This is a genomic window from Paracoccus litorisediminis, from assembly GCF_009711205.1.
Classification (GTDB): domain Bacteria; phylum Pseudomonadota; class Alphaproteobacteria; order Rhodobacterales; family Rhodobacteraceae; genus Paracoccus; species Paracoccus litorisediminis.
In genome coordinates this window covers 15,870-41,230 of the sequence record NZ_WMIG01000028.1, presented here as the reverse complement: position 1 = coordinate 41,230, position 25,361 = coordinate 15,870, and the positions used below count along the sequence as shown (strand labels likewise).

General features: G+C 64.3%; 26 protein-coding genes and 1 pseudogene. 23 read left to right on the top strand and 4 right to left on the bottom strand.

Translation table 11 applies throughout. From position 1 onward, the window contains the following. Both GL300_RS23880 and GL300_RS23875 read right to left on the bottom strand, forming a co-directional pair. A partial coding sequence (locus GL300_RS23880) for a hypothetical protein (protein WP_211595299.1) occupies positions 1-188 on the bottom strand: 188 nt, incomplete at its 3' end. A gap of 4 nt (positions 189-192) precedes the next feature. Further along, complete coding sequence (locus GL300_RS23875) at positions 193-387, bottom strand: ATP-binding cassette domain-containing protein (protein WP_211595374.1); 195 nt, start codon at positions 385-387, stop codon at positions 193-195. On the opposite strand from GL300_RS23875, the gene GL300_RS26510 reads away from it, so the two are divergent. The 5 genes and pseudogenes from GL300_RS26510 (at position 370) to GL300_RS23865 (ending at position 2,733) form a co-directional block, all read left to right on the top strand. Next, positions 370-756: an efflux RND transporter permease subunit gene (locus tag GL300_RS26510; RefSeq protein ID WP_211595372.1), complete on the top strand. Its 387-nt coding sequence runs from the start codon at positions 370-372 to the stop codon at positions 754-756. The two genes, GL300_RS23875 and GL300_RS26510, sit on opposite strands and share 18 nt — an antisense overlap. Positions 757-803: 47 nt before the next feature. Next, entirely contained in the window at positions 804-938 is a 135-nt protein-coding gene (locus GL300_RS26505) for an efflux RND transporter permease subunit (RefSeq protein WP_211595370.1), read from the top strand. A 22-nt stretch (positions 939-960) separates the two neighbouring features. Further along, positions 961-1,656 (top strand): annotated as a pseudogene (locus GL300_RS27220) (efflux RND transporter permease subunit); the annotation flags it as partial. Further along, positions 1,605-2,279, top strand: a complete 675-nt coding sequence (locus GL300_RS27215) for an efflux RND transporter permease subunit (RefSeq protein ID WP_211595366.1) — start codon at positions 1,605-1,607, stop codon at positions 2,277-2,279. The pseudogene GL300_RS27220 and the gene GL300_RS27215, both read left to right, overlap by 52 nt. 124 nt (positions 2,280-2,403) lie before the next feature. Beyond that, the gene (locus GL300_RS23865) at positions 2,404-2,733 is read left to right on the top strand and encodes a hypothetical protein (RefSeq protein ID WP_155042185.1); all 330 of its coding nucleotides are present in this window, start codon (positions 2,404-2,406) and stop codon (positions 2,731-2,733) included. A 399-nt stretch (positions 2,734-3,132) separates the two neighbouring features. Here the strand turns inward: GL300_RS23865 and phnF are convergent, their stop codons facing one another. Next, a complete protein-coding gene (gene phnF, locus GL300_RS23860; RefSeq protein ID WP_155042184.1) occupies positions 3,133-3,846 on the bottom strand; it encodes a phosphonate metabolism transcriptional regulator PhnF in 714 nt (237 codons plus the stop codon). A gap of 110 nt (positions 3,847-3,956) precedes the next feature. On the opposite strand from phnF, the gene phnG reads away from it, so the two are divergent. The 16 genes from phnG to GL300_RS23780 all read left to right on the top strand — a co-directional run bounded on the left by phnG (position 3,957) and on the right by GL300_RS23780 (position 20,023). Continuing rightward, on the top strand, positions 3,957-4,388 hold the full coding sequence (phnG, locus tag GL300_RS23855; RefSeq protein WP_211595363.1) for a phosphonate C-P lyase system protein PhnG: 432 nt from the start codon (positions 3,957-3,959) through the stop codon (positions 4,386-4,388). After that, complete coding sequence (gene phnH, locus GL300_RS23850) at positions 4,388-4,942, top strand: phosphonate C-P lyase system protein PhnH (protein ID WP_155042183.1); 555 nt, start codon at positions 4,388-4,390, stop codon at positions 4,940-4,942. The genes phnG and phnH overlap by 1 nt, the downstream gene beginning before the upstream one ends. Then, positions 4,942-6,027 carry a carbon-phosphorus lyase complex subunit gene (locus tag GL300_RS23845; protein WP_155042182.1) on the top strand — a complete coding sequence of 362 codons (1,086 nt, stop codon included), beginning with the start codon at positions 4,942-4,944 and terminating at the stop codon, positions 6,025-6,027. The genes phnH and GL300_RS23845 overlap by 1 nt, the downstream gene beginning before the upstream one ends. Continuing rightward, entirely contained in the window at positions 6,024-6,866 is an 843-nt protein-coding gene (locus GL300_RS23840) for an alpha-D-ribose 1-methylphosphonate 5-phosphate C-P-lyase PhnJ (protein WP_155042181.1), read from the top strand. Before GL300_RS23845 ends, GL300_RS23840 begins: the two co-directional genes overlap by 4 nt. Continuing rightward, positions 6,863-7,618, top strand: a complete 756-nt coding sequence (gene phnK / locus GL300_RS23835; RefSeq protein WP_155042180.1) for a phosphonate C-P lyase system protein PhnK — start codon at positions 6,863-6,865, stop codon at positions 7,616-7,618. The genes GL300_RS23840 and phnK overlap by 4 nt, the downstream gene beginning before the upstream one ends. Positions 7,619-7,626: 8 nt before the next feature. Then, the gene (gene phnL, locus GL300_RS23830) at positions 7,627-8,298 is read left to right on the top strand and encodes a phosphonate C-P lyase system protein PhnL (RefSeq protein ID WP_343043192.1); all 672 of its coding nucleotides are present in this window, start codon (positions 7,627-7,629) and stop codon (positions 8,296-8,298) included. A 545-nt stretch (positions 8,299-8,843) separates the two neighbouring features. After that, the gene (locus GL300_RS23825) at positions 8,844-9,965 is read left to right on the top strand and encodes an alpha-D-ribose 1-methylphosphonate 5-triphosphate diphosphatase (RefSeq protein WP_155042190.1); all 1,122 of its coding nucleotides are present in this window, start codon (positions 8,844-8,846) and stop codon (positions 9,963-9,965) included. 202 nt (positions 9,966-10,167) lie between these two features. After that, complete coding sequence (gene phnC / locus GL300_RS23820) at positions 10,168-10,986, top strand: phosphonate ABC transporter ATP-binding protein (RefSeq protein WP_155042178.1); 819 nt, start codon at positions 10,168-10,170, stop codon at positions 10,984-10,986. A 57-nt stretch (positions 10,987-11,043) separates the two neighbouring features. Further along, complete coding sequence (gene phnD / locus GL300_RS23815; RefSeq protein ID WP_155042177.1) at positions 11,044-11,943, top strand: phosphonate ABC transporter substrate-binding protein; 900 nt, start codon at positions 11,044-11,046, stop codon at positions 11,941-11,943. 63 nt (positions 11,944-12,006) lie between these two features. Then, positions 12,007-12,876, top strand: a complete 870-nt coding sequence (gene phnE, locus GL300_RS23810) for a phosphonate ABC transporter, permease protein PhnE (RefSeq protein WP_211595361.1) — start codon at positions 12,007-12,009, stop codon at positions 12,874-12,876. Positions 12,877-12,880: 4 nt separating this feature from the next. Beyond that, the gene (gene phnE / locus GL300_RS23805) at positions 12,881-14,206 is read left to right on the top strand and encodes a phosphonate ABC transporter, permease protein PhnE (protein ID WP_155042176.1); all 1,326 of its coding nucleotides are present in this window, start codon (positions 12,881-12,883) and stop codon (positions 14,204-14,206) included. A gap of 654 nt (positions 14,207-14,860) precedes the next feature. Next, positions 14,861-15,745 carry a class II glutamine amidotransferase gene (locus GL300_RS23800; RefSeq protein ID WP_155042175.1) on the top strand — a complete coding sequence of 295 codons (885 nt, stop codon included), beginning with the start codon at positions 14,861-14,863 and terminating at the stop codon, positions 15,743-15,745. Between the two features lies 1 nt (position 15,746). Further along, positions 15,747-16,430: a GltB/FmdC/FwdC-like GXGXG domain-containing protein gene (locus tag GL300_RS23795; RefSeq protein ID WP_155042174.1), complete on the top strand. Its 684-nt coding sequence runs from the start codon at positions 15,747-15,749 to the stop codon at positions 16,428-16,430. A gap of 11 nt (positions 16,431-16,441) precedes the next feature. After that, positions 16,442-17,767: an FMN-binding glutamate synthase family protein gene (locus tag GL300_RS23790; protein WP_211595378.1), complete on the top strand. Its 1,326-nt coding sequence runs from the start codon at positions 16,442-16,444 to the stop codon at positions 17,765-17,767. A 72-nt stretch (positions 17,768-17,839) separates the two neighbouring features. Beyond that, on the top strand, positions 17,840-19,183 hold the full coding sequence (gene glnT, locus GL300_RS23785; protein WP_155042172.1) for a type III glutamate--ammonia ligase: 1,344 nt from the start codon (positions 17,840-17,842) through the stop codon (positions 19,181-19,183). A gap of 108 nt (positions 19,184-19,291) precedes the next feature. Further along, positions 19,292-20,023 (top strand): FadR/GntR family transcriptional regulator, encoded by a 732-nt coding sequence (locus GL300_RS23780; RefSeq protein WP_343043190.1) that lies wholly within the window; start codon positions 19,292-19,294, stop codon positions 20,021-20,023. Here the strand turns inward: GL300_RS23780 and GL300_RS23775 are convergent. Next, positions 20,007-21,272, bottom strand: coding sequence for an ABC transporter substrate-binding protein (locus tag GL300_RS23775; RefSeq protein ID WP_155042171.1), 1,266 nt, complete (start codon positions 21,270-21,272; stop codon positions 20,007-20,009). The two genes, GL300_RS23780 and GL300_RS23775, sit on opposite strands and share 17 nt — an antisense overlap. A gap of 169 nt (positions 21,273-21,441) precedes the next feature. Between GL300_RS23775 and GL300_RS23770 the strand changes: the two genes are divergently transcribed. Further along, on the top strand, positions 21,442-22,785 hold the full coding sequence (locus GL300_RS23770) for an NAD(P)-binding domain-containing protein (RefSeq protein WP_155042170.1): 1,344 nt from the start codon (positions 21,442-21,444) through the stop codon (positions 22,783-22,785). Positions 22,786-22,836: 51 nt separating this feature from the next. Continuing rightward, entirely contained in the window at positions 22,837-25,194 is a 2,358-nt protein-coding gene (locus tag GL300_RS23765; RefSeq protein WP_155042169.1) for a trimethylamine N-oxide demethylase, read from the top strand. Positions 25,195-25,361: the final 167 nt, after the last annotated feature.

Below are 25,361 nucleotides of genomic sequence, written 5' to 3'. Positions count from 1 at the left end.
GGATCGGTGAATTCCATCGGCGGATAGGCCAGGCTGGTCACCACCTTGAGCACGCCGGCCGAGGCAATGTCCTGCGGCAGCAGCGCGGCGGCCTTGGGGTCGGTCTCGGCCAGGGCCGGCGCGGCCAGCGCCAGGGTCAGGGCCAGGGCCGGCATGGCCCGGCCAATCGCCGTCTTCGAAAGCATCATGGGATCACTCGCTGTTGGAGGTTGTTATCGTTGGGGTCTCTGTCAGGAACCTGGACAGGAAGGCGCGCACGCGCGGGTCCGTAGGGTCGGACAGCACGGATTGGGCCGGGCCGCATTCGCGGACCTCGCCATCGATCATCACCACGACGCGGTCGGCGACCTCGCGGGCAAAGCCGATCTCATGGGTGACAACGATCATCGTCGTCCCGGCAGATGCAAGGCGGATGCGGCGGCCTCCTCGGTCGAGGATCTGCGCGCCACGCCCATCCCCTTGCCGAATGGTGGCTGGGTGCGGCTGGAAGAGTTGGGTTCTGTCACCGACACCCATGCCGACCGCACATCGCTGGCCTGTCTGAACAGTAAGCCGGTGATCGCCATGAAGGCCAAGCGCTCGAAGGGCTATTCCGACGTGACCGTGACCGAGAATGTCTGCGCCGCCCTGACGGCATTCAGCGCGCCCATCCCGAGGTCAACCTATCCGAGGCCTATAACACCATCACCACGACCGAGGAAAATAGCGACTGGCGCGCGACATTTGTTGCCGCCGTGGCCCTGCCCTTGTCGATGATCCCGACCTTTCCGGTCATGGACATGGTCGGCTAAACGCTGAACACCGTGACGCTGCTGGCGCTGTCTCTGGTGGTCGGCATCCTTGTCGATGACGCCATTGTCGAGGTCAAGAATATCGAGCGCCACCTGCGCATGGGCAAGACCGCTATGAGGCCGCGGACGAAAGCCAGACCCGCGTGACCATCACCGCCGAGCCGGCACCACCACCAAGCGGACCGATGCCTCGGCCATGGCCGCCGCCGCCGCGATCAAGGGCGTCGAGCATGTCACCAGCACCTTTGTCGCGACCGGCACGGCCTCGACCGGGGGGATGGGCGGCACCAGCGAGGCGGTGAATACCGCGACGCTGGTGGTGAACCTGACGCCGATTGACGACCGCAACGTCAAGCAATCCGAAATCGAGGCCGATCTACGCCGCGCCCTTGCCGCCATTCCCGGCGTCCGGGGCGAGATCGGCAGCGGCGGCAATGGCACGCAATTGCAGGTAGCCTTGGCCGGGGACGATTCCGCCGTGCTGGAGGACGCCGCCGCGCGGCTCGAAACCCAGATGCGCCGCAGCCTGACCGGGGTTGGCAACATCACCTCATCCGCCACCATGCAAAGCCCCGAGATCGTGATCACGCCCGATCTGGCCCGCGCGGCCTCACCGGGGGTGACCGCGCGCGCGATTTCGGACGCGATCCGTATTGCAACGGCGGGGGCCTATGACACGGCCCTGTCGAAACTGAACCTGCCGCAGCGGCAGGTGGCGATACGCGTCATGCTGGACGAAAGGAACCGCGAGATGCTGGACCAGATCGCGCTGATCCCGGGCGCGGGCGCGAATGGCAAGGTCGCCCTTGACGCATGGGCTCGGCCCCGACTGAGCTCAACCGGCTGGACTCCAAGCGCAACGTGACCATCACCGTCGAACTGAACGGGCGCAACCTGTCGGATGTCATGTCCGAGGTGAAGCAGCTTGACGCCAATCGCAACCTGCCCGCCGGGGTCAGTGGCGTCGAACAGGGCGATATCGAGCGCCAATCCGAGCTTTTCACCTCATTCGCGACGGGCATGGTGATCGGGATTTTCTGCATCTATGCGGTGCTGGTGCTGCTGTTCCACGATTTCCTGCAACCGGTACCGATCCTGATGGCGCTGCCTTTGGCGCTGGGGGGTGCGCTGCTGCCATTGGTGCTGTCGGGCACGAGCTTCTCGATGCCTGCGGTGATCCGCTTGCTCTTGCTGATGGGGATCGTGTCTAAGAACTCGATCCTGCTGGTGGAATACGCGATCACCGCCCGGCGCGCGAGCATGAGCCGTTTCGACGCGCTGGTCGATGCCTGCCACAAGCGCACCCGCCCGATCATCATGACCACGGTCGCCATGGCGGCCGGCAGGTTGCCCTCGGCGCTAAGCCTTGTCTCGGGCGATCCAAGCTTTCGCCAGCCGATGGGTGGTGGTGATCGGCGGGCTGATCACCTCGACCTTCCTGAGCCTTGTCGTGATCCCGGTGGTTTTCACCTTCATCGACGATTTTGAGCATTTCGCCGTCAGACTGCTGACACGCGGGCGCAAAGCCTAAGCGCCCGCCCACACCCCTCGTTTCAAACCTGCATCTACCCCGCACCGCCGGGCCTGTCTGGTGCAATCCGAAGGATATTTCGTGAAGTATTTCAGATCATTGAAGCTGCTTGCAACTCTGGCCGCCTGCACGTCCGAAGCCGATCAGCCCACGCAGCATATCTACCGCTATCCCGAGGGCACACCCGCGGCCAAGGTCTATCAGCCGGGAGGGCATATTCAGGGCAGCGGGCTGGTGGTAGACTATCGCAACCACGCCCTGTCCGAGCCGAAGGAGACTCAGCGCTGGCTACTGGAACCCGACGCCTTCCTGCTGTCGCCGCGGATGGCACCATCGTATCCGTGGTCCCGGCACGTTACGCGGGCATGGCAGACAGGTAAGCCGCTGCACCGTATGTCCGTACAGATGTGATCGGGTCCGCCCCCGCGGACCCGATCAGGAGCCAGCGATAGGCGTTCGAGCCCTTCAGACTGACCAGCGACTCTGCCGTTGCAAGACGCTGCCGCCACTCGACTGCGCGCGTCATCGGCGACGGTCCTGTCGACCAGAACGGCAAGGCCTTGATCCTTAGGATCAAGGCGCGACGGCCCATTCGCGTCCCTGAACAGCAGATCACCGCTGCGGATGCTGACCGGCCCGAGCATTTCGGCGTCCAGCACGTTCACCACACGCGTGGTGACGACATTCAGCCAACGGGCATAGACTGGCAGACCGATCTCGATCCCATCAACGACAATGCCCGCCGCACCAGCGGCAAGGCTGTGGGGGTGATCATCTTACCCAAGCAAGCAACATGGTCGTTCCCCGCCTCTAGCCTTCCGGCGTCACGGTCAGGGTCACGCGGTCGCCGGCGAACCAGGTATGGCCGTATTCGACCGGGGCACCCTGCGGGTCGATGTTGATGCCGACGGCGCGCAGGATCGGGTCGCCCTCGCGCAGGCGCAGATGCAACGCGACCACGGTATCGGCGCGTTCGGCGGTCAGGCGGGTCTCGGCGCGGGTATAGTCGGTGATGCCATGCTCGGCCAAGGCGCGGGTGATCGACATTTCACGGCGCAGGGTCTCGGGCAGGCCGGGAAAGCGTGACGCCGGAAAGATCGACCGAAAGAAGGCCACGGCCAGCCCGTCCGCCGTGCTGATGCCGTCAAGCACATGCACGCGGGCTTCGGGGTCAAGCTGCAACGCCGCGGCCTCGGGGGCGCTGGCATGGCGGGTCTCGATGTTCAGCAGCGTCCGCCCCGCAGCCCGCCCCATTGCCGCCAGATTGGTCGAGAACCGCGTCCGGAGGCCCAGCGGATAATCGACCGCCAGCCCCTGCACGAACACCCCCGCCCCGCGCCGCGAATGGACCATGCCGCGATCAGCCATATCGGCCAAGGCCCGGCGCACGGTATGGCGATTGACCCCGAAACGCGCGGACAACTCGGCCTCGGTCGGCAGCTTGTCGCCGGGCCGGCGCTGACCCGAGGCAATCTCGGTCGAAAGCTGCTGGGCGATTTCGGCCCAGATGGCGGTCCGGCTCATGAAGGCTCCGTCATGAAAAATTCACCATCCTCGGGCTTGTCCGACTCGGAGCGTCAGGTTAGTAATTTATCTAGTTGTATAGATATATAGACAACTTGGCAAGGTGTCCAATGACGATGAGTGAACGCCGCGACTGGATGGGGGTGCTGGCACGCAGCCAGCCGCAACGGCTGGCGGACCTGCTTGGCCCCCTTCCCGCGCATGAAATGCTACGCAATCCTGAAATCGGTGCCGTGATGGTGCGGGGCCGCGCGGGCGCCGCTGGCGCGCCCTTCAACCTTGGGGAAATGACGGTAACGCGCTGCAGCCTGCAATTGCAGGGCGGGCTGGTCGGCCATGCCTATGTGCAGGGCCGCGACAAGAGCCATGCCATTCGTGCCGCGATTGTCGACGCGCTGATGCAAGGCCCGCAATCCGCAACGACCCGCGAGGCGATCCTTGCCCCGCTGCAACAGGACCAGAGCGCGCACCGTGCCGCCACCCGCGCCAAGGCGGCGGCCACCAAGGTCGAATTCTTCACCATGGTCAGGGGAGAGGACTGATGGACATGCAACCGATCTCGGGCGGGTTTGCCGACGCGCCGCGCCAATCGGCGCTGGCCTTTCGCGCCATCATCGACGTGATGTCGCGGCCCGGCAAACTGGCCACGCTGCAGGGCGCGACCCCGCCCGCGTCGCTGTCGGTCGCGGCAGGGACGGTGATCCTGACGCTGGCCGATGCCAATACCGGCATCTATCTGGCGGGCGATCTGGACAGCCCGGCGCTGCGCCAATGGATCGCCTTTCACACCGGCGCACCGATCACCACGGCAGATTGCGCCGATCTGGCCATCGGCACATGGGCCGACCTGCATCCGCTGGACCGCTACCGCACCGGCACGGTGGAATATCCCGACCGCGCGGCAACACTGATCGTCGAGCTGGGCGAAACGCCCGCGCCCAATGCCAGCCTGACCGGCCCCGGCATCAAGGACAGGATCGCGGCCTTTGTGCCCGGCGCGCGTCCGACCAGCTTTCCGTTGGGCCTTGATCTGATCCTGACCGCAGGGGCGCAGGTCTCGGCCCTTCCCCGCAGCACGCAAGTGGAGTTTGCCTGATGTATGTCGCCGTCAAAGGGGGCGAACGCGCGATCGAGAACGCCCATGCCTGGCTGGCCGAGGAGCGTCGCGGCGATCCTGCGGTCCCCGAATTGTCCACCGCCCAGATCCGCGAACAGATGACACTGGCCGTCAATCGCGTGATGGCCGAGGGCTCGCTTTACGACCCCGATCTGGCCGCGCTGGCGATCAAGCAGGCGCGCGGCGACCTGATCGAGGCGATCTTCCTGATCCGCGCCTATCGCACCACATTGCCGCGCCTGATGGCCTCGACGCCCGTCGATACGGCGGCAATGGCAGTCACCCGCCGGATTTCGGCGACCTTCAAGGACGCGCCGGGCGGACAGATTCTGGGGCCGACCTTCGACTATACCCACCGCCTGCTGGATTTCGCGCTGCTGGCCGAGGGCGAGGTCCCGCCCGCCCCAACCGCGCTGACCGGACCGGCGCAGGATATGCCGCATATCCTGAGCTTTCTGGACCGCGACGGGCTGATCGAAGAGGCCACCCCCTCGGATGAACCCCCGCCCGACCTGACCCGCGCGCCGCTGGAGCTGCCCGCCGACCGCGCCTTGCGCCTGCAGGCCCTGACGCGGGGGGATGAAGGCTTTGTCCTTGGCCTCGCCTATTCGACGCAGCGCGGCTATGGGCGCAATCATGCCTTTGTCGGCGAATTGCGCATCGGCACCTGCCCGGTCGAGGTCGATATCCCGGAACTGGGCTTCTCGGTCGAAATCGGTGACATCGAGCTGACCGAATGCGAGACGGTGAACCAATTCACCGGGTCGAAAACCCAGCCCCCGCAATTCACCCGCGGCTATGGCCTGACCTTTGGCCAGACCGAGCGCAAGGCGATAAGCATGGCGCTGGTCGACCGCGCCCTGCGCTGGCGCGAACTGGGCGAGGATTTCACCGGCGCCCCGGCGCAGGACGAGGAATTCGTGCTGTCCCATTGCGACAACATTCAGGCCACGGGTTTCCTCGAACATATCAAACTGCCGCATTACGTCGATTTCCAGGCCGAGCTGGAGCTGATCCGCAGCGTCCGCGCCGCCGCATTCGCCAGCAGGGAGGCCGCGGAATGACCGCGATGGATGCCTATAACTTCGCCTATCTGGACGAGGACACCAAACGCATGATCCGCCGTGCGCTGCTGAAGGCGGTGGCGATCCCCGGCTATCAGGTGCCCTTCGCCAGCCGCGAAATGCCGATGCCTTACGGCTGGGGCACCGGCGGCGTGCAGGTGACCGCGGCCTGCCTGACGCCTGACGATCGGCTGAAGGTCATCGATCAGGGCGCGGACGACACCACCAATGCCGTGTCGATCCGGCGCTTCTTCCAGCGCACGGCGGGGGTCGAGGTGACCGAGGAAACCGAGGATGCGACCATCATCCAGACCCGCCACCGCGTCCCCGAGGCCCCGTTGCAGGAAGGTCAGATCATGGTCTTTCAGGTGCCGATCCCGGAACCCCTGCGCTTCCTTGAACCGCGCGAGACCGAGACGCGGCGCATGCATGCCCTGGCCGATTACGGGCTGATGCAAGTCAAGCTGTATGAGGATATCGCCCGCCACGGCCGGATCGCCACCGCCTATGCCTATCCGGTCAAGGTCGAGGGGCGCTATGTCATGGATCCCTCGCCCATCCCGAAATTCGACAACCCGAAACTGGATGACAGCCCGGCGCTGATGCTGTTCGGGGCCGGGCGCGAGCAGCGCATCTATGCCCTGCCGCCATATACCCGCGTCGAAAGCCTTGATTTCGACGACCATCCCTTTGTCGCCAGCAAGGCCGACCACGCCTGCGACATCTGCGGCGCGACCGAAAGCTATCTGGACGAGGTGATCACCGACGATCAGGGCGGGCGGATCTTTGTCTGCTCGGACACTGCATTCTGCCGCTCGCGTCAGGAGGACCGCCAATGAACCCGCTGTTTTCCGTCCGTGGGCTGGAAAAGCGCTATGGCGCGCGCATCGGCTGCACCGGCATCGGTTTCGATCTGTGGCCGGGCGAGGTCATGGGCATTGTCGGTGAAAGCGGCTCGGGGAAATCGACGCTGCTGTCCTGCCTTGCCGGTCATCTGCCCCCCGACCGGGGCGAGGTGATCTATGACGGCCGCGACGTGCTGGCCATGTCCGAACCCGAGCGCCGGATGCTGGCGCGCACCGACTGGGCCTTTGTCCACCAGAACCCCCGCGACGGGCTGCGCATGGCGGTCAGCGCCGGCGGCAATGTCGGCGAACGCCTGATGGCGGTCGGCGCGCGCCATTACGGCGACATCCGCGACACCGCGACCGACTGGCTGGGCCGCGTGGAGATCGCCTCTGATCGCATCGACGACCGCCCCTCGGCCTTTTCCGGCGGGATGCAGCAGCGTCTGCAGATCGCGCGCAATCTGGTCACCGGGCCAAGGCTGGTCTTCATGGACGAGCCGACCGGCGGTCTTGATGTCAGCGTGCAGGCGCGTCTGCTGGACCTGCTGCGCGGGTTGGTGCGGCGCATGGGGCTGTCGGCGATCATCGTCACCCACGATCTGGCCGTGGTCCGGCTGCTGGCCGACCGGCTGATGGTGATGAAGGGCGGCGAATGCGTCGAGACCGGCCTGACCGATCAGGTTCTGGATGATCCCCAGCACGCCTATACCCAGCTTCTTGTGTCCTCGGTCCTGCAGGTGTGACGATGAATGTGATCGAACTGTCGAACGTGTCCAAGACCTTCACCCTGCACAATCAGGGCGCGGCGGTCATTCCGGTCATGTCGGATGTCACCCTGTCGGTGGTGCCCGGCGAATGCGTGGGCCTGCTTGGGGCCTCGGGCGCGGGGAAATCGACTCTGATGCGGATGATCTGGGGCAATTACCTTGCCGCATCGGGCCGCATCACCGTGGCGGGCACCGATGTCGCCCGTGCCGAACCACGCGAGATCCTGGCCCTGCGGCGCGAACGGATGGCCTATGTCAGCCAGTTCCTGCGCGTCGTCCCCCGCGTCCCCACCATCGAGGTCGTGGCCGAGCCGATACTGCTGACCGGCACGCCCGAGGATCAGGCCCGCGACCGCGCCGCCGCCCTGCTGGCCCGGCTGCGCATCCCCGAACGGCTGTGGCAGCTGTCGCCCACCACCTTCTCGGGCGGGGAACAGCAGCGGGTGAACATCGCCCGTGGCTTCATCCGGCAGGTGCCGGTGATGCTTCTGGACGAACCCACCGCCAGCCTTGACGCGGCCAACCGCGAAACCGTGCTGTCGCTGATCGAGGAAGCCAAGGCGCGCGGCACCGCCATCGTCGGCATCTTTCACGACGAGGCCGCCCGCGACCGGGTCTGCGACCGCATGATCGACATGGCGAGGTTCGCGGCATGAGCGTCTTTGCCATTGTCGGCCCGTCTGGCGCGGGCAAGGACACGCTGATCGCGGCGGCCTTGGCCGCGCGTCCCGACATCATTGCCCTGCGCCGCTGCATCACCCGCCCGGAAGCGGCGGGGGGCGAGCCCTTCGAGGGCATCACTGAGGTCGAGTTCCTGCGCCGCGAGGCTGCCGGGGACTTCGCCCTGTCATGGCGCGCGCATGGTCTGTCCTATGGCGTCCCCCCGGCACCAACCGGGGGGATCACGCTGTTCAATTGCTCGCGCCGGATGCTGGAACAGGCAGCATTGGCCTTCCCCGGCCTGCGGGTGATCGAGGTCACCGCCTCGGCCCCGGTGCTGGCGCAGCGGCTGGCCAGCCGCGGGCGCGAGACTGCCGAGGACATCGCCGCAAGGCTGGCCCGCCGCGCGCCCCTGCCCGCGGGCCTGCCCGTCACCACCATCATCAATGACGGCACCATTGCGCAGGGTGTCGCGGCCTTTCTGGCCGCGCTCGACGATGCGCCAAATCCCAGACCCAGACCCAGACCCTCAGGTAGGACCATGACGGAAACTGTCTTCACCAACGCCACCCTTGTCCTGCCCGATGAAGTCCGCCACGGCGCCATCGTGATCCGCGATGGCATGATCGCCGAGATCGGCGCGGCCAGCGCCACCGGCAGCGATTGCGCCGGCGACCTGATCGCGCCGGGCCTGATCGAATTGCATACCGACAATCTGGAACGCCACATCCAGCCGCGCCCCGGCGTGAACTGGCCGCATGGGGCGGCGATCATTGCCCATGACGCCGAACTGGCCGGATGTGGGATCACCACCGTCTTTGACGCGCTGCGCGTGGGTTCGATCAACCGCGACAATTCCTATGCCAAATACGCGCGCGGTCTGGCGGACGAAATCCTTGCCGCCCGCCCGAATCTGCGCATCAGCCACCGCATCCACCTGCGGGCCGAGGTCTGCTCGGAAACGCTGATCGAGGAACTGGCCGAATTCGGGCAGGCGGATCGCATCGGCATCGTCAGCCTGATGGACCACACCCCCGGCCAGCGCCAGTTCCGCGACCTGTCCAAGCTGGCCCAATACGTCAAGGGCAAGCAGGGCATGTCGGATCTGGAATTCGAGGCCCATGTCGCCGGTCTGGCCGAATTGCGCGCCCGCTTTGGCGAGGCGCATGAGGCCGCGACCGTGCAGGCGGCGCGGGACTGGGGCGCGGTGCTGGCCAGCCATGACGACACCACGGCGGATCATGTCGCGACCTCGGCCGCATATGGCATCAAGCTTGCCGAATTTCCGACCACGGTCGAAGCGGCGCAGGCCTGCCGCAAGCATGGCATCGCCACGATCATGGGCGCACCGAACCTGATCCGGGGTGGCTCGCATTCCGGCAATGTCTCGGCGGGGGAACTGGCGCAGGCCGGGCTGCTGGACATCGTGTCCTCGGACTACGTTCCCGCGGCGCTGCTGAGTTCGGCGGTGCTGCTGGGCGATCTGTGGGACGATCTGGCGCGCGGCTTTGCCACGGTCACCGCCGCGCCCGCCCGCTCGGCCGGGCTAAGCGATCGCGGGCGGCTGGGCCTTGGCCTGCGCGCCGACCTGATCCGCGTGGCCCGCATCCAGGGCATGCCGGTCATCCGCGAAACATGGGTCGCAGGCCGCCGCGTCGCCTGAGGCGCGCGCCCCGCAACCCCCGAATAACATTGGTCAAAACAGGTCTCCGGCGCTGCCAGCGCCGGGGGCCAAAACATGTTTCCAGGAACCAAAATATTGAAAACAAATAATTTTCCGGTTTCACATAAGTTTCAGGAAGACCGGGGATAACTGTCACACTCGGCCTCTATCACGCCCCCAGACAACGTAACCGAGGGCGATCATGCTGGAAGTTCGGAATGTGACGCGCGTCTTCGGCAGCCGTGCCGCCGTCGACAATATCAGCTTTGCGATCGACCGCCCCGCCTTTGTCGGGATCATCGGCAGGTCGGGGGCGGGGAAATCGACCTTTCTGCGGATGCTGAACCGGCTGACCGATGCATCCGCCGGGCAGATGCTGGTCGACGGGCGCGACGTGCTGGCACTGCGCGGGGCTGACCGGCGGGCATGGCAAAGCCAATGCGCGATGATTTTTCAGCAGTTCAACCTTGTGCCGCGCATGGACGTGGCCTCGAACGTGCTGCACGGGCTGCTGAACCGGCGCTCAACCCTGGCCACGATGTTCAACCTGTGGCCGCGCACCGATATCGAACGGGCGCTGCGGATCCTTGACCGGCTGGGCATTGCCGAACAGGCCCCCAAGCGCGCCGAGGCACTGTCGGGCGGCCAGCAGCAGCGCGTCGCCATCGCCCGCGCGCTGATGCAGGACCCGCGCATTATTCTGGCGGACGAGCCCATCGCCAGCCTCGACCCGATGAATGCGCAGATCGTCATGGACACGCTGAAACGCATCAATGTCGAGGATGGCCGCATGGTCATCGCCAACCTGCACACGCTGGATACGGCGCGGCGCTATTGCGACCGGGTGATCGGAATGCGCGACGGGCGCATCGTCTTTGACGGCACGCCCGAGCAGCTTTCGACCGGCGTCGCCCGCGACATCTACGGCGCGGATGCTGGCTTCAACGAGGCCGCGACCTCGACCGCCATCCCGACCGATCACGAACCCGACCGCAGCTATGCGGACCGGATGCTTGCCTGACCAGACCCCACCGGCCCGGACGATCATGCCGATCGGGGCCAAATCCACGGAGTGACCATGAAGACCCTTGCCTTCGCACTTGCCGCCACCACCGCCTTCGCGCCGCTCGCTCAGGCCGACGAGATCAAGCAATTCAACATCGGCATCATGGGCGGCGAAAACGCCCAGGACCGCATGACCTCGAACGAATGCTACCGCGCCGCCATCGAGGCCGAGCTGGGCGTTCCGGTCAAGATCTTCACCCCCGCCGACTATGACGGCGTGATCCAGGGCCTGCTGGGCGGCACGCTGGACATGGCGTGGCTGGGGGCCTCGGGCTATGCCAAGATCTACCTGACCGATCCGAATGCGGTGGTTCCGGTCCTGACCAAGCAGAACATGGACGGCTCGACCGGCTACTACGCCTTTGGCTTTGCCCGCAAGGACAGCGGCATCACCTCGGTCGAGCAGGCCAAGGGCAAGAGCTTTGCCTTTGCCGATCCGAACTCGACCTCGGGCTATCTGGTCCCCGGCGCCGAGCTGACCGAGAAATTCGGCAAGCTTGAGGATTTCTTCTCGGAGGTGCGCTTCTCGGGCGGGCATGAGCAGTCGATCGTCGCCGTCGCCAATGGCGATGTCGCCGCTGGCGTCACCTGGGCCGACGGTCTGGGGGAATGGGAAGACGGCTACAATTCCGGCGCCTTCCGCAAGGCCGCCGATGCCGGCCTGATCGACATGAACGATCTGGTCCAGATCTGGCAATCGAAGCTGATCCCGGAAGGCCCGATGGTCGTCCGCAATGTCCTGCCGCAGGACGTCAAGGACAAGATCACCAAGCTGACCGCCGACCTGCATGAAACCGACAAGGCCTGCGCTTACGGCGTCGCCCATGGCGAGGCCAAGGATTTCGTGCCGGTGACCCATGCGGAATACGAAGGCGTCGTCGCCGCGCGCAAGCTGCAGGAATCGAACAGCTGATCGCCTGATCTGAACCGCGCCGCGCCTGACCGGGGCGCGGCGCACCCCTTGCAGGAACCCGACATGCCCGACAGCGCCATCCCCGCCACCCCGCGTCCCGACATGGCCGCGACCAGCCACGCCTATTTTGAGCTGCTGCGCCGACGCAGGCTTTATGGCGGCATCCTGCTGATCCTGTTCGTGGCACTGATGGTCTCGGGCTTCCGCTTGGCTGAAAGCCGCAATGCGGGCGGTTTCATCGACGGGCTACCGATGCTGCTGGCCTTCCCCGCCGAGGTGGTGGCCGAGGCATGGGAAAAACGCGCCGCCCTGCCCGGAATTTTCATCGAGCACTTTCCTTCATTGATTGAGACCTTGAACATCGCCGCGGTCTCGACCCTGCTGGGCGGGATCGCGGCGATGATTTTGGCGCTGCTTTCGACCCGAGGGCTGGCGCGCTGGCCCCGGCTGACCGGGTTGTTCCGGCGGCTGATGGACATGTTCCGCGCCATCCCCGAAATCGTCATCGCACTTTTGCTGATCTACATCCTTGGCGGCGGGCCGGTTCCGGCGGTCATCGCCATTTCGCTGCATACGGCGGGCGCACTTGGCAAGCTCTTCTCGGAAGCTGCCGAGAATGCCGACCGCAAGCCGGTCGAGGGGCTGTCCTCGGTGGGCGCGACATGGTCGCAGCAGATGTGGCTGGGCGTCATCCCGCAGGTCGCGCCGAACTGGCTGTCCTATGCCCTGCTGCGCTTCGAGATCAACGTCCGCGCCAGCGCCATCCTTGGCTTCGTCGGAGAAGGCGGCATCGGCTATGACCTCAAGATCGCGATGCAATGGGGCATGGGTCGCTATGATCAGGTCGTCGGGATCTTCCTGCTGCTGTTCATGGCCATCGTCCTGATTGACCGCCTGTCGGACCATCTGCGCAACCGCCTGGTGAAAGGCTGATCCCATGAGTGCCGTCGACCTTTCCCCCACGCTGAGCCACGCCGTCGCCACCCGCTTTGCCCGCCGCCGCCTGTTGTCGCTGGGCATTCCGGCGCTGGTGCTGGCCTATCTGGTCTATGCCGCGATCTCCTTCGATCTGGCCGGGCTGGCGGGTCGGGCGCGGATGGACAATGCCTCGGTGCTGCTGTCGGATTTCTGGCTGCACAAGACCCATGTCACCCGCCAGAACCGCACAGGCGCGCTAAGCGTCGCCATCGATGGCGAGGCCAAGGGCACCTATCCCGCCGACCGCCTGCCCGACTGGATCGCCCATGACGATCAGGTCACGACCATCGATCTGGGCGACGGGCATCAGGTCACCTATCTGCCCGGCGGGGCGCGCTATGACGTGCCGGGCTATGGGGTGATCGACATTCGCGAGAGTGCTGATGGGTTGCAACTGACCGCGCCGCAGCCCTTGCCCGACTGGATCAACGCCTCGGACACGCGGGTCAGCGTGACCACCGATGCCGGGCGCTTCGCCTATACCCGCGCCAAGGCCGAGACCTTCAAATACCAGCCGGGCTGGGCGATGTTCTTCTTTGCGCTGGACAGCCCGTTTCACTACATGAGCTGGCCGCAGATCGCCGCCTCGGCGCTGTGGGGCGACAGGGTCGATCCGTCGATGCCCAATATCGCCGCGATGGCGCGGGATTTCTGGAATAACCCGATGTGGCGGCATGGCGATGTGATCTGGGCCATGTTCGAAACCGTACTGATGGCCTTTCTGGGCACCTTCGGGGCAGCGCTGATCGCTTTGCCGCTGGGCTTCATGGCGGCGCGGAACATGATGCCCTTTGGCCCGCTGCGCTTTGCCCTGCGCCGCGTCTTCGACTTCATTCGCGGCGTCGACGGGCTGATCTGGACCATCGTTCTGGCCCGCGCCTTCGGTCCCGGCCCCATGACCGGATCGCTGGCGATCATGCTGACCGATACCGGCAGCTTCGGAAAGATGTTCTCGGAAGCCTTCGAGAATATCGACGAGAAGCAGGTCGAGGGCATCCGCTCGACCGGGGCCAATGGCTTGCAGCGCGCACGCTTCGGGGTGCTGCCGCAGGTCATGCCGGTGCTGCTCAGCCAGGTGCTGTACTTCCTGGAATCGAACACCCGCGGCGCCACCGTCATCGGCGCCATTGTCGGCGGCGGTATCGGCCTGCTGCTGACGCAGGCGATCCAGACCCAGAAGGACTGGGAGGACGTTGCCTATTACATGGTCCTGATCGTGCTGACCGTGATGGCGATGGACAGCCTGTCCGGGTGGCTGCGCAGCAAGCTGATCAGGGGCGAATAGGTCGCCAGGATCGGAGTGGCTGACAATGGGGCAATGCGCGGGATCGCTCGCGCCCCTCCACCCCCTCACCAAGTTATACGCAGCATCCCCCGCTACCAGGCTCCATGATGCGATCCCTGCGAGCTAATTGAGGTTGCTGTCAGTGCGACCCGGCCGCTCAACGTAGTTTGCCTGCAAAGGTAGTCCAAACCTTTAGCCAATGGTTCACGCACCATTCCAAGGGCCAATCACGTTCAGGATTCCCGACGGTAGTTTTTACTCCAGACAACCCCGACTGTCTGGCTGGGTGAACGCATTTTCGGTTGCTTCCCCGGGCGAGCAGCGCCGAGCGTGACGTCGTCCGCGTATTGGCAAACCCACTTCGGCGGCGACAAAACGCAAGACCTGCGGGTCTGACGAAAACTGACCCTTCTGCGGTTAGGTCGGCGTTCAACGTCGCCGAAGTCGTGTGTGACCGGAGATGTCGGGCGCACGGGACCGCGTCATTGCAGGAAGCTTCCACACAATGGCACCATCCGCTAGCCGCAAAGCTGCTCAAGATTTGGGCGAGAATGCGAATAGGCAGATCTTCGCGTGAGAAAATTAAATTTCTCTTGAGGAAATCAATTTTCCTCATAATGATCATCTTCAAGCCCGAAACAGATGGAGATGACGATGTGCGGCATAGTAGGCCTCTTTCTGAAAAAGGAAGAGCTGCGTCCTAAACTGGGTGAGCTGCTGACGGACATGCTGATCACCATGACGGATCGCGGACCGGATAGCGCGGGAATCGCGATCTATGGCGATGACGGTTTGCTCAAGATCACGGTTCAGTCCGACACCCCCGATACGACCTTCGCGGGTCTGGACACTGCTTTGACGGCGGCGCTTGAGGGGCCGGTGACGATGCGGGTGACCGATACCCATGCCGTCCTGACCCTGCCCGAAGGGACCGAGACACTGGCCCGCGCCTTCATGGCCGAAAAGGGCATCCGTGTCATGGGTGCCGGTCATTCCATGGAAATCTTCAAGGAGGTCGGTCTGCCGCGTGATGTGGCAGCGCGCTTCAATCTGCGGGCAATGTCGGGCAGCCATGGCATCGGCCATACCCGGATGGCGACGGAAAGCGCGGTGACGACGTTGGGCGCACATCCCTTCTCGACCGGGGCGGATCAGTGCCTTGTCCATAATGGTTCGCTTTCCAACCACAACCAGATGCGCCGCGTGCTGGCCGAAAAGGGTTTTGCGCCGCAGACCCAGAACGATACCGAGGTTGCCGCCTGCTATATCTCGTCGCGGCTGGCCGAAGGGGCCCATCTGGGTGAGGCGCTGGAGGGCACGCTGAGGGATCTGGACGGCTTCTTCACCTTCGTCGTCGGAACCAAGAACGGCTTTGGAGTGGTGCGCGACCCGATCGCCTGCAAACCCGCCGTCATGGCCGAAACCGAGGATTACGTCGCCTTCGGTTCCGAATACCGCGCGCTTGCCAATCTTCCGGGCATCGAAACCGCCCGCGTCTGGGAACCCGAACCCGCCACCGTCTATTTCTGGGAACGCTGAGATGCAGACCGTCGACCTTGCCAACACCCCCCTGCGCGAGCTGAACACCGCCTTACAGGCTCAGGCCGTCACCACCAATCAGACCCAATGGGAGGTGCTCAATCCCAAGGGTGCCCATGCCATCGCAGTGGGGCTGGATGCCCCGATCGAAGTCACCGTGAACGGCTCGACCGGTTATTACTGCGCCGGAATGAACAAGCAGGCGACGATCAACGTGACCGGCTCGGCTGGGCCGGGCGTGGCCGAGAACATGATGTCGGGAACGGTCGTGATCGAGGGCGATGCCAGCCAATATGCCGGCGCGACCGGGCATGGCGGGCTGCTGGTCATCAAGGGCAATGCAAGCTCGCGCTGCGGGATTTCGATGAAGGGCATCGACATCGTCGTCTTTGGCAATATCGGCCACATGTCGGCCTTCATGGCGCAATCGGGCAATCTGGTCGTGCTGGGCGATGCGGGCGACGCGCTTGGCGACTCGCTTTATGAGGCGCGGTTGTTCGTGCGCGGCTCGGTCAAGTCGCTGGGCTCGGACTGCATCGAGAAAGAGATGCGCCCCGAGCATCTGGAGATCCTGCGCGACCTGCTGGAACGTTCGGGGGCGGATGCGCGACCCGAGGAATTCAAGCGCTACGGCTCGGCCCGCAAGCTTTACAACTTCCACGTCGATCACGCCGGAGCCTACTGATGAGAGACATCATGGACACCAACCCGCAGACGCTTCCGCGGGATAGCTCGACCTTCAGCCCCGAGATCAACGCCGAAATCCGCCGCGCCGCCGATACCGGCATTTATGACATCCGTGGCGGCGGCGCCAAGCGCAAGGTGCCGCATTTCGACGACCTGCTGTTTCTGGGTGCCTCGATCAGTCGCTACCCGTTGGAAGGCTATCGCGAAAAGTGCGATACCTCGGTCGTATTGGGCACGCGCTTTGCCAAGAAACCGATCGAACTGAAAATCCCCGTCACCATCGCGGGCATGAGCTTTGGCGCGCTGTCCGGTCCCGCGAAAGAGGCACTGGGACGCGGTGCGACCATGGCGGGCACCTCGACCACCACCGGTGATGGCGGCATGACCGATGAGGAACGCGGCCATTCCGAAAAGCTGGTCTATCAATATCTGCCCTCGCGCTATGGCATGAATCCCGACGATCTGCGCCGCGCCGATGCGATCGAAATCGTCGTGGGTCAGGGCGCGAAACCCGGCGGTGGCGGCATGCTTCTGGGTCAGAAAATCACGCAGCGCGTCGCCAACATGCGCAACCTGCCAGTCGGCATCGACCAACGCTCGGCATGCCGCCATCCGGACTGGACCGGGCCGGACGATCTGGAGATCAAGATCCTCGAACTGCGCGAGATCACCAACTGGGAAAAGCCGATCTATATCAAGATCGGCGGCGCGCGGCCCTACTACGATACGGCTCTGGCGGTGAAGGCCGGTGCGGATGTGGTCGTTCTGGATGGCATGCAGGGCGGCACCGCCGCGACGCAGGACGTGTTCATCGAGAATGTCGGCCAACCGACGCTGGCCTGTATCCGCCCCGCCGTGAAGGCCCTGCAGGATCTGGGGATGCATCGCAAGGTGCAGCTGGTGGTCTCGGGCGGGATTCGTACCGGGGCTGATGTGGCCAAGGCACTGGCGCTTGGCGCCGATGCCGTGGCCATCGGCACCGCAGCCCTGATCGCCATCGGCGAGAACGACCCGAAATGGGCGGCAGAATATTCCAAGCTTGGCACCACGGCCGATGCCTATGACGACTGGCATGAGGGCAAGGACCCCGCAGGGATCACCACCCAGGACCCCGAGTTGATGAAGCGGCTGGACCCGGTCGAGGCGGCGCGTCGGCTGCGCAACTATCTGGCCGTCATGACGCTGGAATGCCAGACCATCGCCCGCGCCTGCGGCAAGAGCCATGTCCATAACCTCGAACCCGAGGACCTTTGCGCCCTGACCATCGAAGCGGCCGCGATGGCGGGCGTGCCGCTGGCGGGCACCAGCTGGATCCCCGGCCAGACCGGCTTCTAAACGCCCGGAACGAGGGCGGGACAATGCATCCCGCCCCGGCCTGACATAGTCATTCAACAGGAAAATCTCGTCATGAACGATCTCGCCGCATTCGCCTGTGACACGGGCACCAAGAGCGATCTCGCCGCATTCGCGCGGGCCAAGGGGATCAAGTACTTCATGGTCTCGTATACGGATCTGTTCGGCGGCCAGCGCGCCAAGCTGGTCCCTGCCGAGGCGATCTCGGACATGGAAAAGGACGGTGCCGGTTTCGCGGGCTTTGCAACATGGCTCGACCTGACCCCGGCCCATCCCGACATGCTGGCGGTTCCCGATCCCGCATCGGCCATCCAGCTGCCATGGAAGCGGGATGTCGCCTGGGTTGCCTCGAATTGCGTGATGTCGGGCAGTGGACCGCTGGATCAGGCCCCGCGCAATGTCCTGACCCGGCTGATCGGTGAAGCCGCCGCGATGGGGCTTGAGATCAAGACCGGGGTCGAGCCCGAATTTTTCCTGCTGACCCCCGAGGGCACCGAAATCTCGGACCCGGCCGATACGGCGGTGAAGCCCTGCTACGATCAGCAGGCGGTGATGCGCCGCTATGACGTCATCACCGAGATCTGTGACTACATGCTGGAACTGGGCTGGGAGCCCTACCAGAACGACCATGAGGATGCGAACGGCCAGTTCGAGATGAACTGGAAATATGACGGCGCGCTGGCCACCGCCGACAAGCACAGCTTCTTCAAGTTCATGACCCGCTCGATTGCGGAAAAGCATGGGCTGCGTGCCACCTTCATGCCCAAGCCGATCATGGGCCTGACGGGGAACGGCTGCCATGCGCATATCTCGGTCTGGACCAAAGATGGTCGCAATGCCTTTGCCGATGACAGCAAGGAACTCAGCCTGTCGGATGAGGGCCGCTATTTCCTGGGCGGCATCATGACCCATGCCTCGGCGCTGGCGGCGATCACCAACCCGACGGTGAACAGCTACAAGCGGATCAACGCGCCGCGCACGATTTCGGGCGCGACCTGGGCCCCGAATACCGTGACCTGGACCGGCAACAACCGCACCCACATGGTCCGCGTCCCCGGTCCCGGCCGCTTTGAGCTGCGCCTGCCCGATGGTGCAGTGAACCCCTATCTGCTGCAGGCGGTCATCATCGCCGCCGGTCTACGCGGGCTGCGCAGCAAGGCCGATCCCGGCAAGCGCTGGGATATCGACATGTATGCCGAGGGCCATACCGTCACCGGGGCGCCCAAGCTGCCGCTGAACCTGCTGGACGCAATCCGCGCCTATGATGCGGATGAAGGATTGAAATCAGCGATGGGCGAGGCGTTTTCAGCCGCCTATATCAAGCTCAAGACGCAAGAGTGGAACGCCTATTCCGCCCATCTCTCGCAATGGGAACGGGACAACACGTTGGATATCTGATCCATCGGCGGGAAACTGGTTCAACTGGTTCTTCGTTTTGGTTCACCGCCCTTGCAAGCCGCGCCCGGCTGGGTCAGGATTAACCTGTACCGCAGTCAGGATGGCGACGTGACCTCTTTGCAGACCCAGCCCGGCGGCGCGCTTGCCCAGACCCCGGAGACCGAATCCCCCACGGCCGGACCGACCGTGCAGATGGTCGCCGAGGCCCTTGCAGCGCGTATCGCTGCCGGGGATTATCCGCAGGGCAGCCGCCTACCCTCGGAACGCCAATTGGCAAGCAGCCTGCGCGTCGCCCGCAACACCCTGCGCGAGGCGCTGGACATCCTGATCCGCAAGGGACTCATCATCCGCAGGGCCGGCGCCGGGTCCTTTGTCTGCGAGCCGGGCGACTGGGACGAAACCGCGCCGGTCATCGCGGCCACTGGCCCTCTGCATCTGCAGGTGGTTCGCGGCATCCTTGAACCCGAAATGATCCGGCTGGCCATCATCAACATGCCACCGCTTGGGATCGATCGGCTGACCGCGATCCTTGCCCGAATGCAGACTGTGGCGGAACCCGCCCGCTTTGCGCGGCTTGAGGATGAATTCCGTCTGGCGCTGGCCGAGGGCACCGGCAATCCGCTGCTGCTGGCCTGCTGCAATCTGGTGGTCAAAGCCGGGCGACAACGCCATCGCGACGGGTTGCAACGCCGCCGCCTGACCCCCGAGAACATCTTTCGCCTGCGGACGGATTACGCCGCGCTGACCGAAGCCGTGAGTGAACGCGACATCCCCCGCGCCCTGGAACTGGTTCAGCAATCCCTGCTGGAGGAACAAGGTCTGCTCATGCAGGATGAGTGATCATCCGCTGTGTCCACAGCAGGCCCAGCCCGGCCATCTCGCGCAGCAGCAGATCTTCGTGTCGGGACAACCAGTCCAGCACCGAACGAAAGGCCTGTATCCGCGCCTTGCCCGCAACCACACGCACCACCGGCCAGCGCCCGATCAAGGCCTGATCGATGCCGAACAGCGCCTCACCATACCAGCGTGCTGGACCAAATGCCTGCATCATCTGCCCGCCCCGCTTCATTGCGGCCAGCACCGACATGGAATCGGTGCGGCCGCAAATTTCCACCGCTGCCTGCCATAGATCCAGCGCCGAAGCATATTCCCAGCTGACTGCCGACCAATGTCCCGGAAACCGATCAGCATAGGCCGCATGAAAGGCCGAGGGGCGGCGAAAGAAGAATGTCGTCCCCTCCAGCGCCGGATCGTCGAAATCCGGGAACTGAAAGATGAAATTCTCCATGAAATCGGGCGTGGTTCGGGCGACCAGCCGTTGGTAATGATCGCCCGTGCAGGACAGGATCGGACCGCAGAAGCCCGCATCATGGGCAGCCTCGGTCAAGGCATGGACCATATGCGGCTCGGATGAGCACCAGCACAGGATTTCCGGATCGTCCTGCAGCATGGCTCGCACCATGCCAACGGCATCGCGCTCACCGGGATCATAGCGCAGCTCGCGCACGATCTGCATGCCTTCGGCGGCAAATGCCGCGCGATAGGTGGCCAGCGAAGGACGGCCCATCAGATCGTCCTGACTGCACAGGGCGACCCGGCGCAGATCGGGTCGCCGCTCTGCCAACCACTCGACCCCGGTGACGACGAATAGCGGATGCACCTCGGCCGGGGCAATCAGGCTGGGGGTTTGCGGCGAAAGATCAAAGGGCAGCAGCGTCGTGGTCAGCACCCGCCGCGCCATCAGCCACGGCAAGGCTGGCGCGAGACTGTCCCCACCCAGCCCAAGCAGCAGGCAGACGTGATGATCCTCGACCAGTTCGCGGGCCGCAGCGCGGGTCTCGCTGGGTGAGATGGCCGCGTCGCGGGCGATGATGGCGACCGGCCTCCGCACCCCACTGACCGGCAGGCCGCCCTGCCCGTTCACCCAGTCGGTCCAGATCTGGCATCCCTCCAGCCCCGGCCTTCCCCAGGGTGCCGACGGTCCCGTCAGCGGCGCAAGGAATCCGATTCGGACGGCGTCCTGGCCGCGCATCAACCGTCGCGGCATGCTTCCGGTCACCGCCAGGCGCTGTGCAAGAGATGTGCTCATATTCCAAGCCTAACGCGCAGCATCCCGCCTGTCGAAGAAAGATGGATCCGAATCCATCATTCATCAGAAGAAATTTTCTTGACTGATAAGGAATGTCGGCTCTCAATTGGTTCATGCCAAATGGATCGAAATTGAAATGCGGTCCAAACCATAAGAACAGGGAATCCAGATGACTCAGCGTGTCGCCGTGATTGGCGCCGGGCCTTCCGGCCTTGCCCAGCTTCGAGCCTTTCAATCCGCTGCGCGAAAGGGCGCTTCGATCCCCGAGGTGGTCTGCTTCGAAAAACAGGCCAATTGGGGCGGCCTTTGGAATTACACCTGGCGCACCGGCACCGACGAGCATGGCGAACCGGTGCATGGCTCGATGTATCGTTACCTGTGGACCAATGGCCCCAAGGAGGGACTGGAATTCGCCGACTATTCCTTTGAGGAGCATTTCGGGCGCCAGATCGCGTCCTATCCGCCGCGCGCCGTGATGTTCGACTATATCGAGGGCCGGGTGAAAAAGGCCGGGGTGCGCGACTGGATCCGCTTCAGCACCACGGTGCGTTGGGTCGAGTTCAACGAAGAAAGCGACGATTTCACCGTCACCGTGCATGATCTGGAAGCTGATCACGTCTACAAAGAGCGCTTCGACCACGTCATCATCGCCTCGGGGCATTTCTCCAGCCCGAATGTGCCGGAATATCCCGGCTTCAGCCAATTCTACGGCCGCATCGTCCATGCCCATGATTTCCGCGACGCGCGCGAATTCGAGGGGCAGGACGTGCTGGTCGTCGGCTCATCCTATTCGGCCGAGGATGTCGGCTCGCAATGCTGGAAGTACGGCGCCAAGTCGGTGACCTCTTGTTACCGCTCGGCGCCGATGGGTTTCAACTGGCCCGACAATTGGGAAGAAAAGCCCGCATTGGTCAGGGTCGATGGCAAAACCGCCTACTTCCGCGACGGAACCTCGAAGCATGTCGATTCCATCATCCTGTGCACGGGCTACCGCCACCATTTCCCCTTCCTGCCTGACGATCTGCGGCTAAGGACAGCCAACCGGCTGGCGACTGCGGACCTGTATAAAGGCGTGGCCTATGTCCATAATCCGCAGTTGTTCTATCTGGGCATGCAGGACCAGTGGTTCACCTTCAACATGTTCGATGCCCAGGCCTGGTATGTCCGCGATGTCATTCTGGGCCGGATTACCATGCCCTCCGACAAGCAGGCCCTGATGGCCGACGTGGCCGAGCGCGAGGCCCGGGAAGAGGCCGAGGACGGGACCAAATACGCGATCCTCTATCAGGGCGACTACGTCAAGGAACTGATCGCCGAGACCGATTACCCCAGCTTTGACGTCGATGGTGCCTGCGAGGCCTTCTTTGAATGGAAGCATCACAAGGCCGAGGACATCATGGCCTTCCGCAACCATTCCTACCGCTCGGTGATGACCGGAACCATCGCCCCACCGCATCACACGCCATGGAAGGATGCGCTGGACGATTCCATGGAAGCCTATCTGCGCAACTAAGCCCCGGTGCGGCGGTGTCGCCGCGCCTTTTCCCCCAAAGCGACGGATGCCATGAACCGCGTCATTTACCCGCAATTGCTGCGTCCGGGTCCGCCACGGCCAAGCGGTCAGCGACTGGCCGCCCGGCACGGCCCGACTGAGGAGAGGCATACCGTCCCCGGCGGCGGTGCGCTGATGCTGGCGCTGGCTGCCGGAGATCGCGTGACGGTCATCAATGACGAGGGTGGCCAGCCGGTCGAACTGATCACGACAGGCATGGATGGTCGCGGTGCACCTTTGGGTTCCAACCCAAGGGAACCACATGCGCTGCAAATGGCGCTGGCTCAGGACGATCCCGGCCTTGCCCGACTTGCGCGCGGGATCAAAGCGCGCGGCATCGACCTGTCCTCCCGCTGCGCCATCGCTGTCTTTGGTCCCGACAGTCCGGCAGGTGAACGCGCCGAATTCCCAATCGCGCAAACAGGGTGGCTGATCGTCGTGGCGCCGTCCCAGCCGATGGACCCGGAAACGGACCGAACTGCGTCCCCGCTTACCCTGCTCATCAATCGGGCCACGCCGGGCGTCAGGCTGGCCCATGACCTGCCCGACCCGCTTGCCGACCCGATCCTTGATATCCGCGTGAAATCCGCCACGGCCGAGGCCTATCTGGTCCGCGCCGGGGAATATATCCAGGTTCTGGACGTGGACGGGCGGCAATGCACCGACTTTCAGTGTTTTGACGCCCGCAAGCTTGATCGCGGCATCCAGAACCCTCTGGACGTGACCACGACCCGGACGATTCTGGGCCACAGCTACGCCCATCCCGGCCTGCATTCGAAATACTTCGATCAGGACATGACCCCGTTGATCGAGGTCGTGCAGGACACGTGCGGACGGCACGATGCCTTCGCCATGGCGTGCTCGGCCAAGTATTACGACGATATCGGCTATCCCGGTCATGCCAATTGCTCGGACAATTTCAACGCGGCGCTGGCGGGTTTCGGGGTCGATCCCCGCAAGGGCTGGATGGCCGCGAATTTCTTCTTCAACACCTGGATCGACGCGCAGGGCGTGCTGATGATGGACGAGCCCTGGTCGCGGCCGGGGGATTACGTCCTGCTGCGTGCGATGACCGATATCGTCTGCGTCTCGTCGGCCTGTCCCGATGACACTACCGCCGCGAATGGCTGGCACCTCTCGGACATTCATGTCCGCAGCTATGCCGCCACCGAGCGTTTCCAGCGCGCCTCTGCATGGCGCCCCATGCCGGATTCCCAGCCCATCATGACCAGACAGTCGGCCTTTCACGACCAGTTCGCCGCCCTGACGCGGGATTTCATTGATTACAAAGGGTTCTGGCTGCCAAGCACCTTCCCGAATTCCTCGCCCGAGGAAGAATATCGCGCCTGCCGCGAGGGCGTGGCGATGATGGACCTCTCGGCGCTGCGCAAGTTCGAGGTCACCGGCCCCGACAGCGAGGCCCTGATGCAATGGGTACTGACCCGCGACATCAAGAAACTGGGCATGGGGCAGGTCGTCTATTCCGCGATGTGCTACCCGCATGGCGGCATGATCGACGACGGAACCCTGTTCCGCATGGGTCCCGATCGTTTCCGCTGGATCGGCGGCAGCGATTACGGCGGCGAATGGATGCGCGAACAGGCCCGCGCGCTGGGGCTGAATGTGATGATCCGCTCCTCGACGGACCAGCTGCACAATCTGGCGGTGCAGGGCCCCCATAGCCGCGAGGTGATGGACCGCGCGATCTGGACCGCTCCGCATCAGACCGCCATCACCGAATTGGGCTGGTTCCGCTGGACGCCGGGCCGCATCGGCGGTCCCGAAGGTGCGCCGGTCGTCGTCTCGCGCACCGGCTATACCGGCGAGTTGGGCTATGAGATTTTCTGTCATCCCAAGGACGGACCCACAGTCTTTGATGCGATCACCGAGGCGGGATCATCCCGGGGCATCCGCCCCATGGGCTTGGCCGCGCTGGATCTTTTGCGGATCGAAGCGGGTCTGATCTTTGCGGATTACGAATTCTCCGACCAGACCGATCCCTTCGAGGCCGGGATCGGCTTCACCGTGCCGTTGAAATCCAAACCCGACGATTTCGTCGGCCGCGAGGCGCTGCTGCGCCGCAAGGAGCATCCCCGCTGGAAGCTGGTCGGGCTGGAAATCGACAGCCGGGTGCCAGCCCATCACGGCGACTGCCTGCATGTGGGCCGCGCGCAAGTGGGAGAGATCACCTCGGCCATGTGGTCGCCGATGCTGGGCAAGCAGATCGCGCTGGCACGAGTGGACGTGACCCATGCCGAGCCGGGGTCACAGATTGAAGTGGGCAAACTGGACGGGCAGCAAAAGCGTCTGCCCGCCCGCATCACTGCCTTTCCGCATTACGACCCCGGAAAGGAAAGACCGCGGTCATGAACCGCATCTCCGACCGTGCTGGCCGGGACGCGGCATGATCGCCGCCCCTGACCGTGCTCGGTGCTGCCTTGGACCCGAACGCGGATCGGGGCGGGCAACGCGTGGCTGATTGACGATCACCGGGACGTGGACGGCGACCCGGCGCCGCAATGCACCGACCTCAACCT

Coding starts and splice junctions, on each gene's coding strand:
- GL300_RS26510 (WP_211595372.1), top strand. CDS start 370: ATGGGTGACAACGATCATCGTCGTCCCGGCAGATGCAAGGCGGATGCG.
- GL300_RS23875 (WP_211595374.1), bottom strand. CDS start 387: ATGATCGTTGTCACCCATGAGATCGGCTTTGCCCGCGAGGTCGCCGAC.
- GL300_RS27215 (WP_211595366.1), top strand. CDS start 1,605: ATGGGCTCGGCCCCGACTGAGCTCAACCGGCTGGACTCCAAGCGCAAC.
- phnF (WP_155042184.1), bottom strand. CDS start 3,846: ATGAGCCGGACCGCCATCTGGGCCGAAATCGCCCAGCAGCTTTCGACC.
- phnG (WP_211595363.1), top strand. CDS start 3,957: ATGACGATGAGTGAACGCCGCGACTGGATGGGGGTGCTGGCACGCAGC.
- phnH (WP_155042183.1), top strand. CDS start 4,388: ATGGACATGCAACCGATCTCGGGCGGGTTTGCCGACGCGCCGCGCCAA.
- GL300_RS23845 (WP_155042182.1), top strand. CDS start 4,942: ATGTATGTCGCCGTCAAAGGGGGCGAACGCGCGATCGAGAACGCCCAT.
- GL300_RS23840 (WP_155042181.1), top strand. CDS start 6,024: ATGACCGCGATGGATGCCTATAACTTCGCCTATCTGGACGAGGACACC.
- phnK (WP_155042180.1), top strand. CDS start 6,863: ATGAACCCGCTGTTTTCCGTCCGTGGGCTGGAAAAGCGCTATGGCGCG.
- GL300_RS23825 (WP_155042190.1), top strand. CDS start 8,844: ATGACGGAAACTGTCTTCACCAACGCCACCCTTGTCCTGCCCGATGAA.
- phnC (WP_155042178.1), top strand. CDS start 10,168: ATGCTGGAAGTTCGGAATGTGACGCGCGTCTTCGGCAGCCGTGCCGCC.
- phnD (WP_155042177.1), top strand. CDS start 11,044: ATGAAGACCCTTGCCTTCGCACTTGCCGCCACCACCGCCTTCGCGCCG.
- phnE (WP_211595361.1), top strand. CDS start 12,007: ATGCCCGACAGCGCCATCCCCGCCACCCCGCGTCCCGACATGGCCGCG.
- phnE (WP_155042176.1), top strand. CDS start 12,881: ATGAGTGCCGTCGACCTTTCCCCCACGCTGAGCCACGCCGTCGCCACC.
- GL300_RS23800 (WP_155042175.1), top strand. CDS start 14,861: ATGTGCGGCATAGTAGGCCTCTTTCTGAAAAAGGAAGAGCTGCGTCCT.
- GL300_RS23795 (WP_155042174.1), top strand. CDS start 15,747: ATGCAGACCGTCGACCTTGCCAACACCCCCCTGCGCGAGCTGAACACC.
- GL300_RS23790 (WP_211595378.1), top strand. CDS start 16,442: ATGGACACCAACCCGCAGACGCTTCCGCGGGATAGCTCGACCTTCAGC.
- glnT (WP_155042172.1), top strand. CDS start 17,840: ATGAACGATCTCGCCGCATTCGCCTGTGACACGGGCACCAAGAGCGAT.
- GL300_RS23775 (WP_155042171.1), bottom strand. CDS start 21,272: ATGAGCACATCTCTTGCACAGCGCCTGGCGGTGACCGGAAGCATGCCG.
- GL300_RS23770 (WP_155042170.1), top strand. CDS start 21,442: ATGACTCAGCGTGTCGCCGTGATTGGCGCCGGGCCTTCCGGCCTTGCC.
- GL300_RS23765 (WP_155042169.1), top strand. CDS start 22,837: ATGAACCGCGTCATTTACCCGCAATTGCTGCGTCCGGGTCCGCCACGG.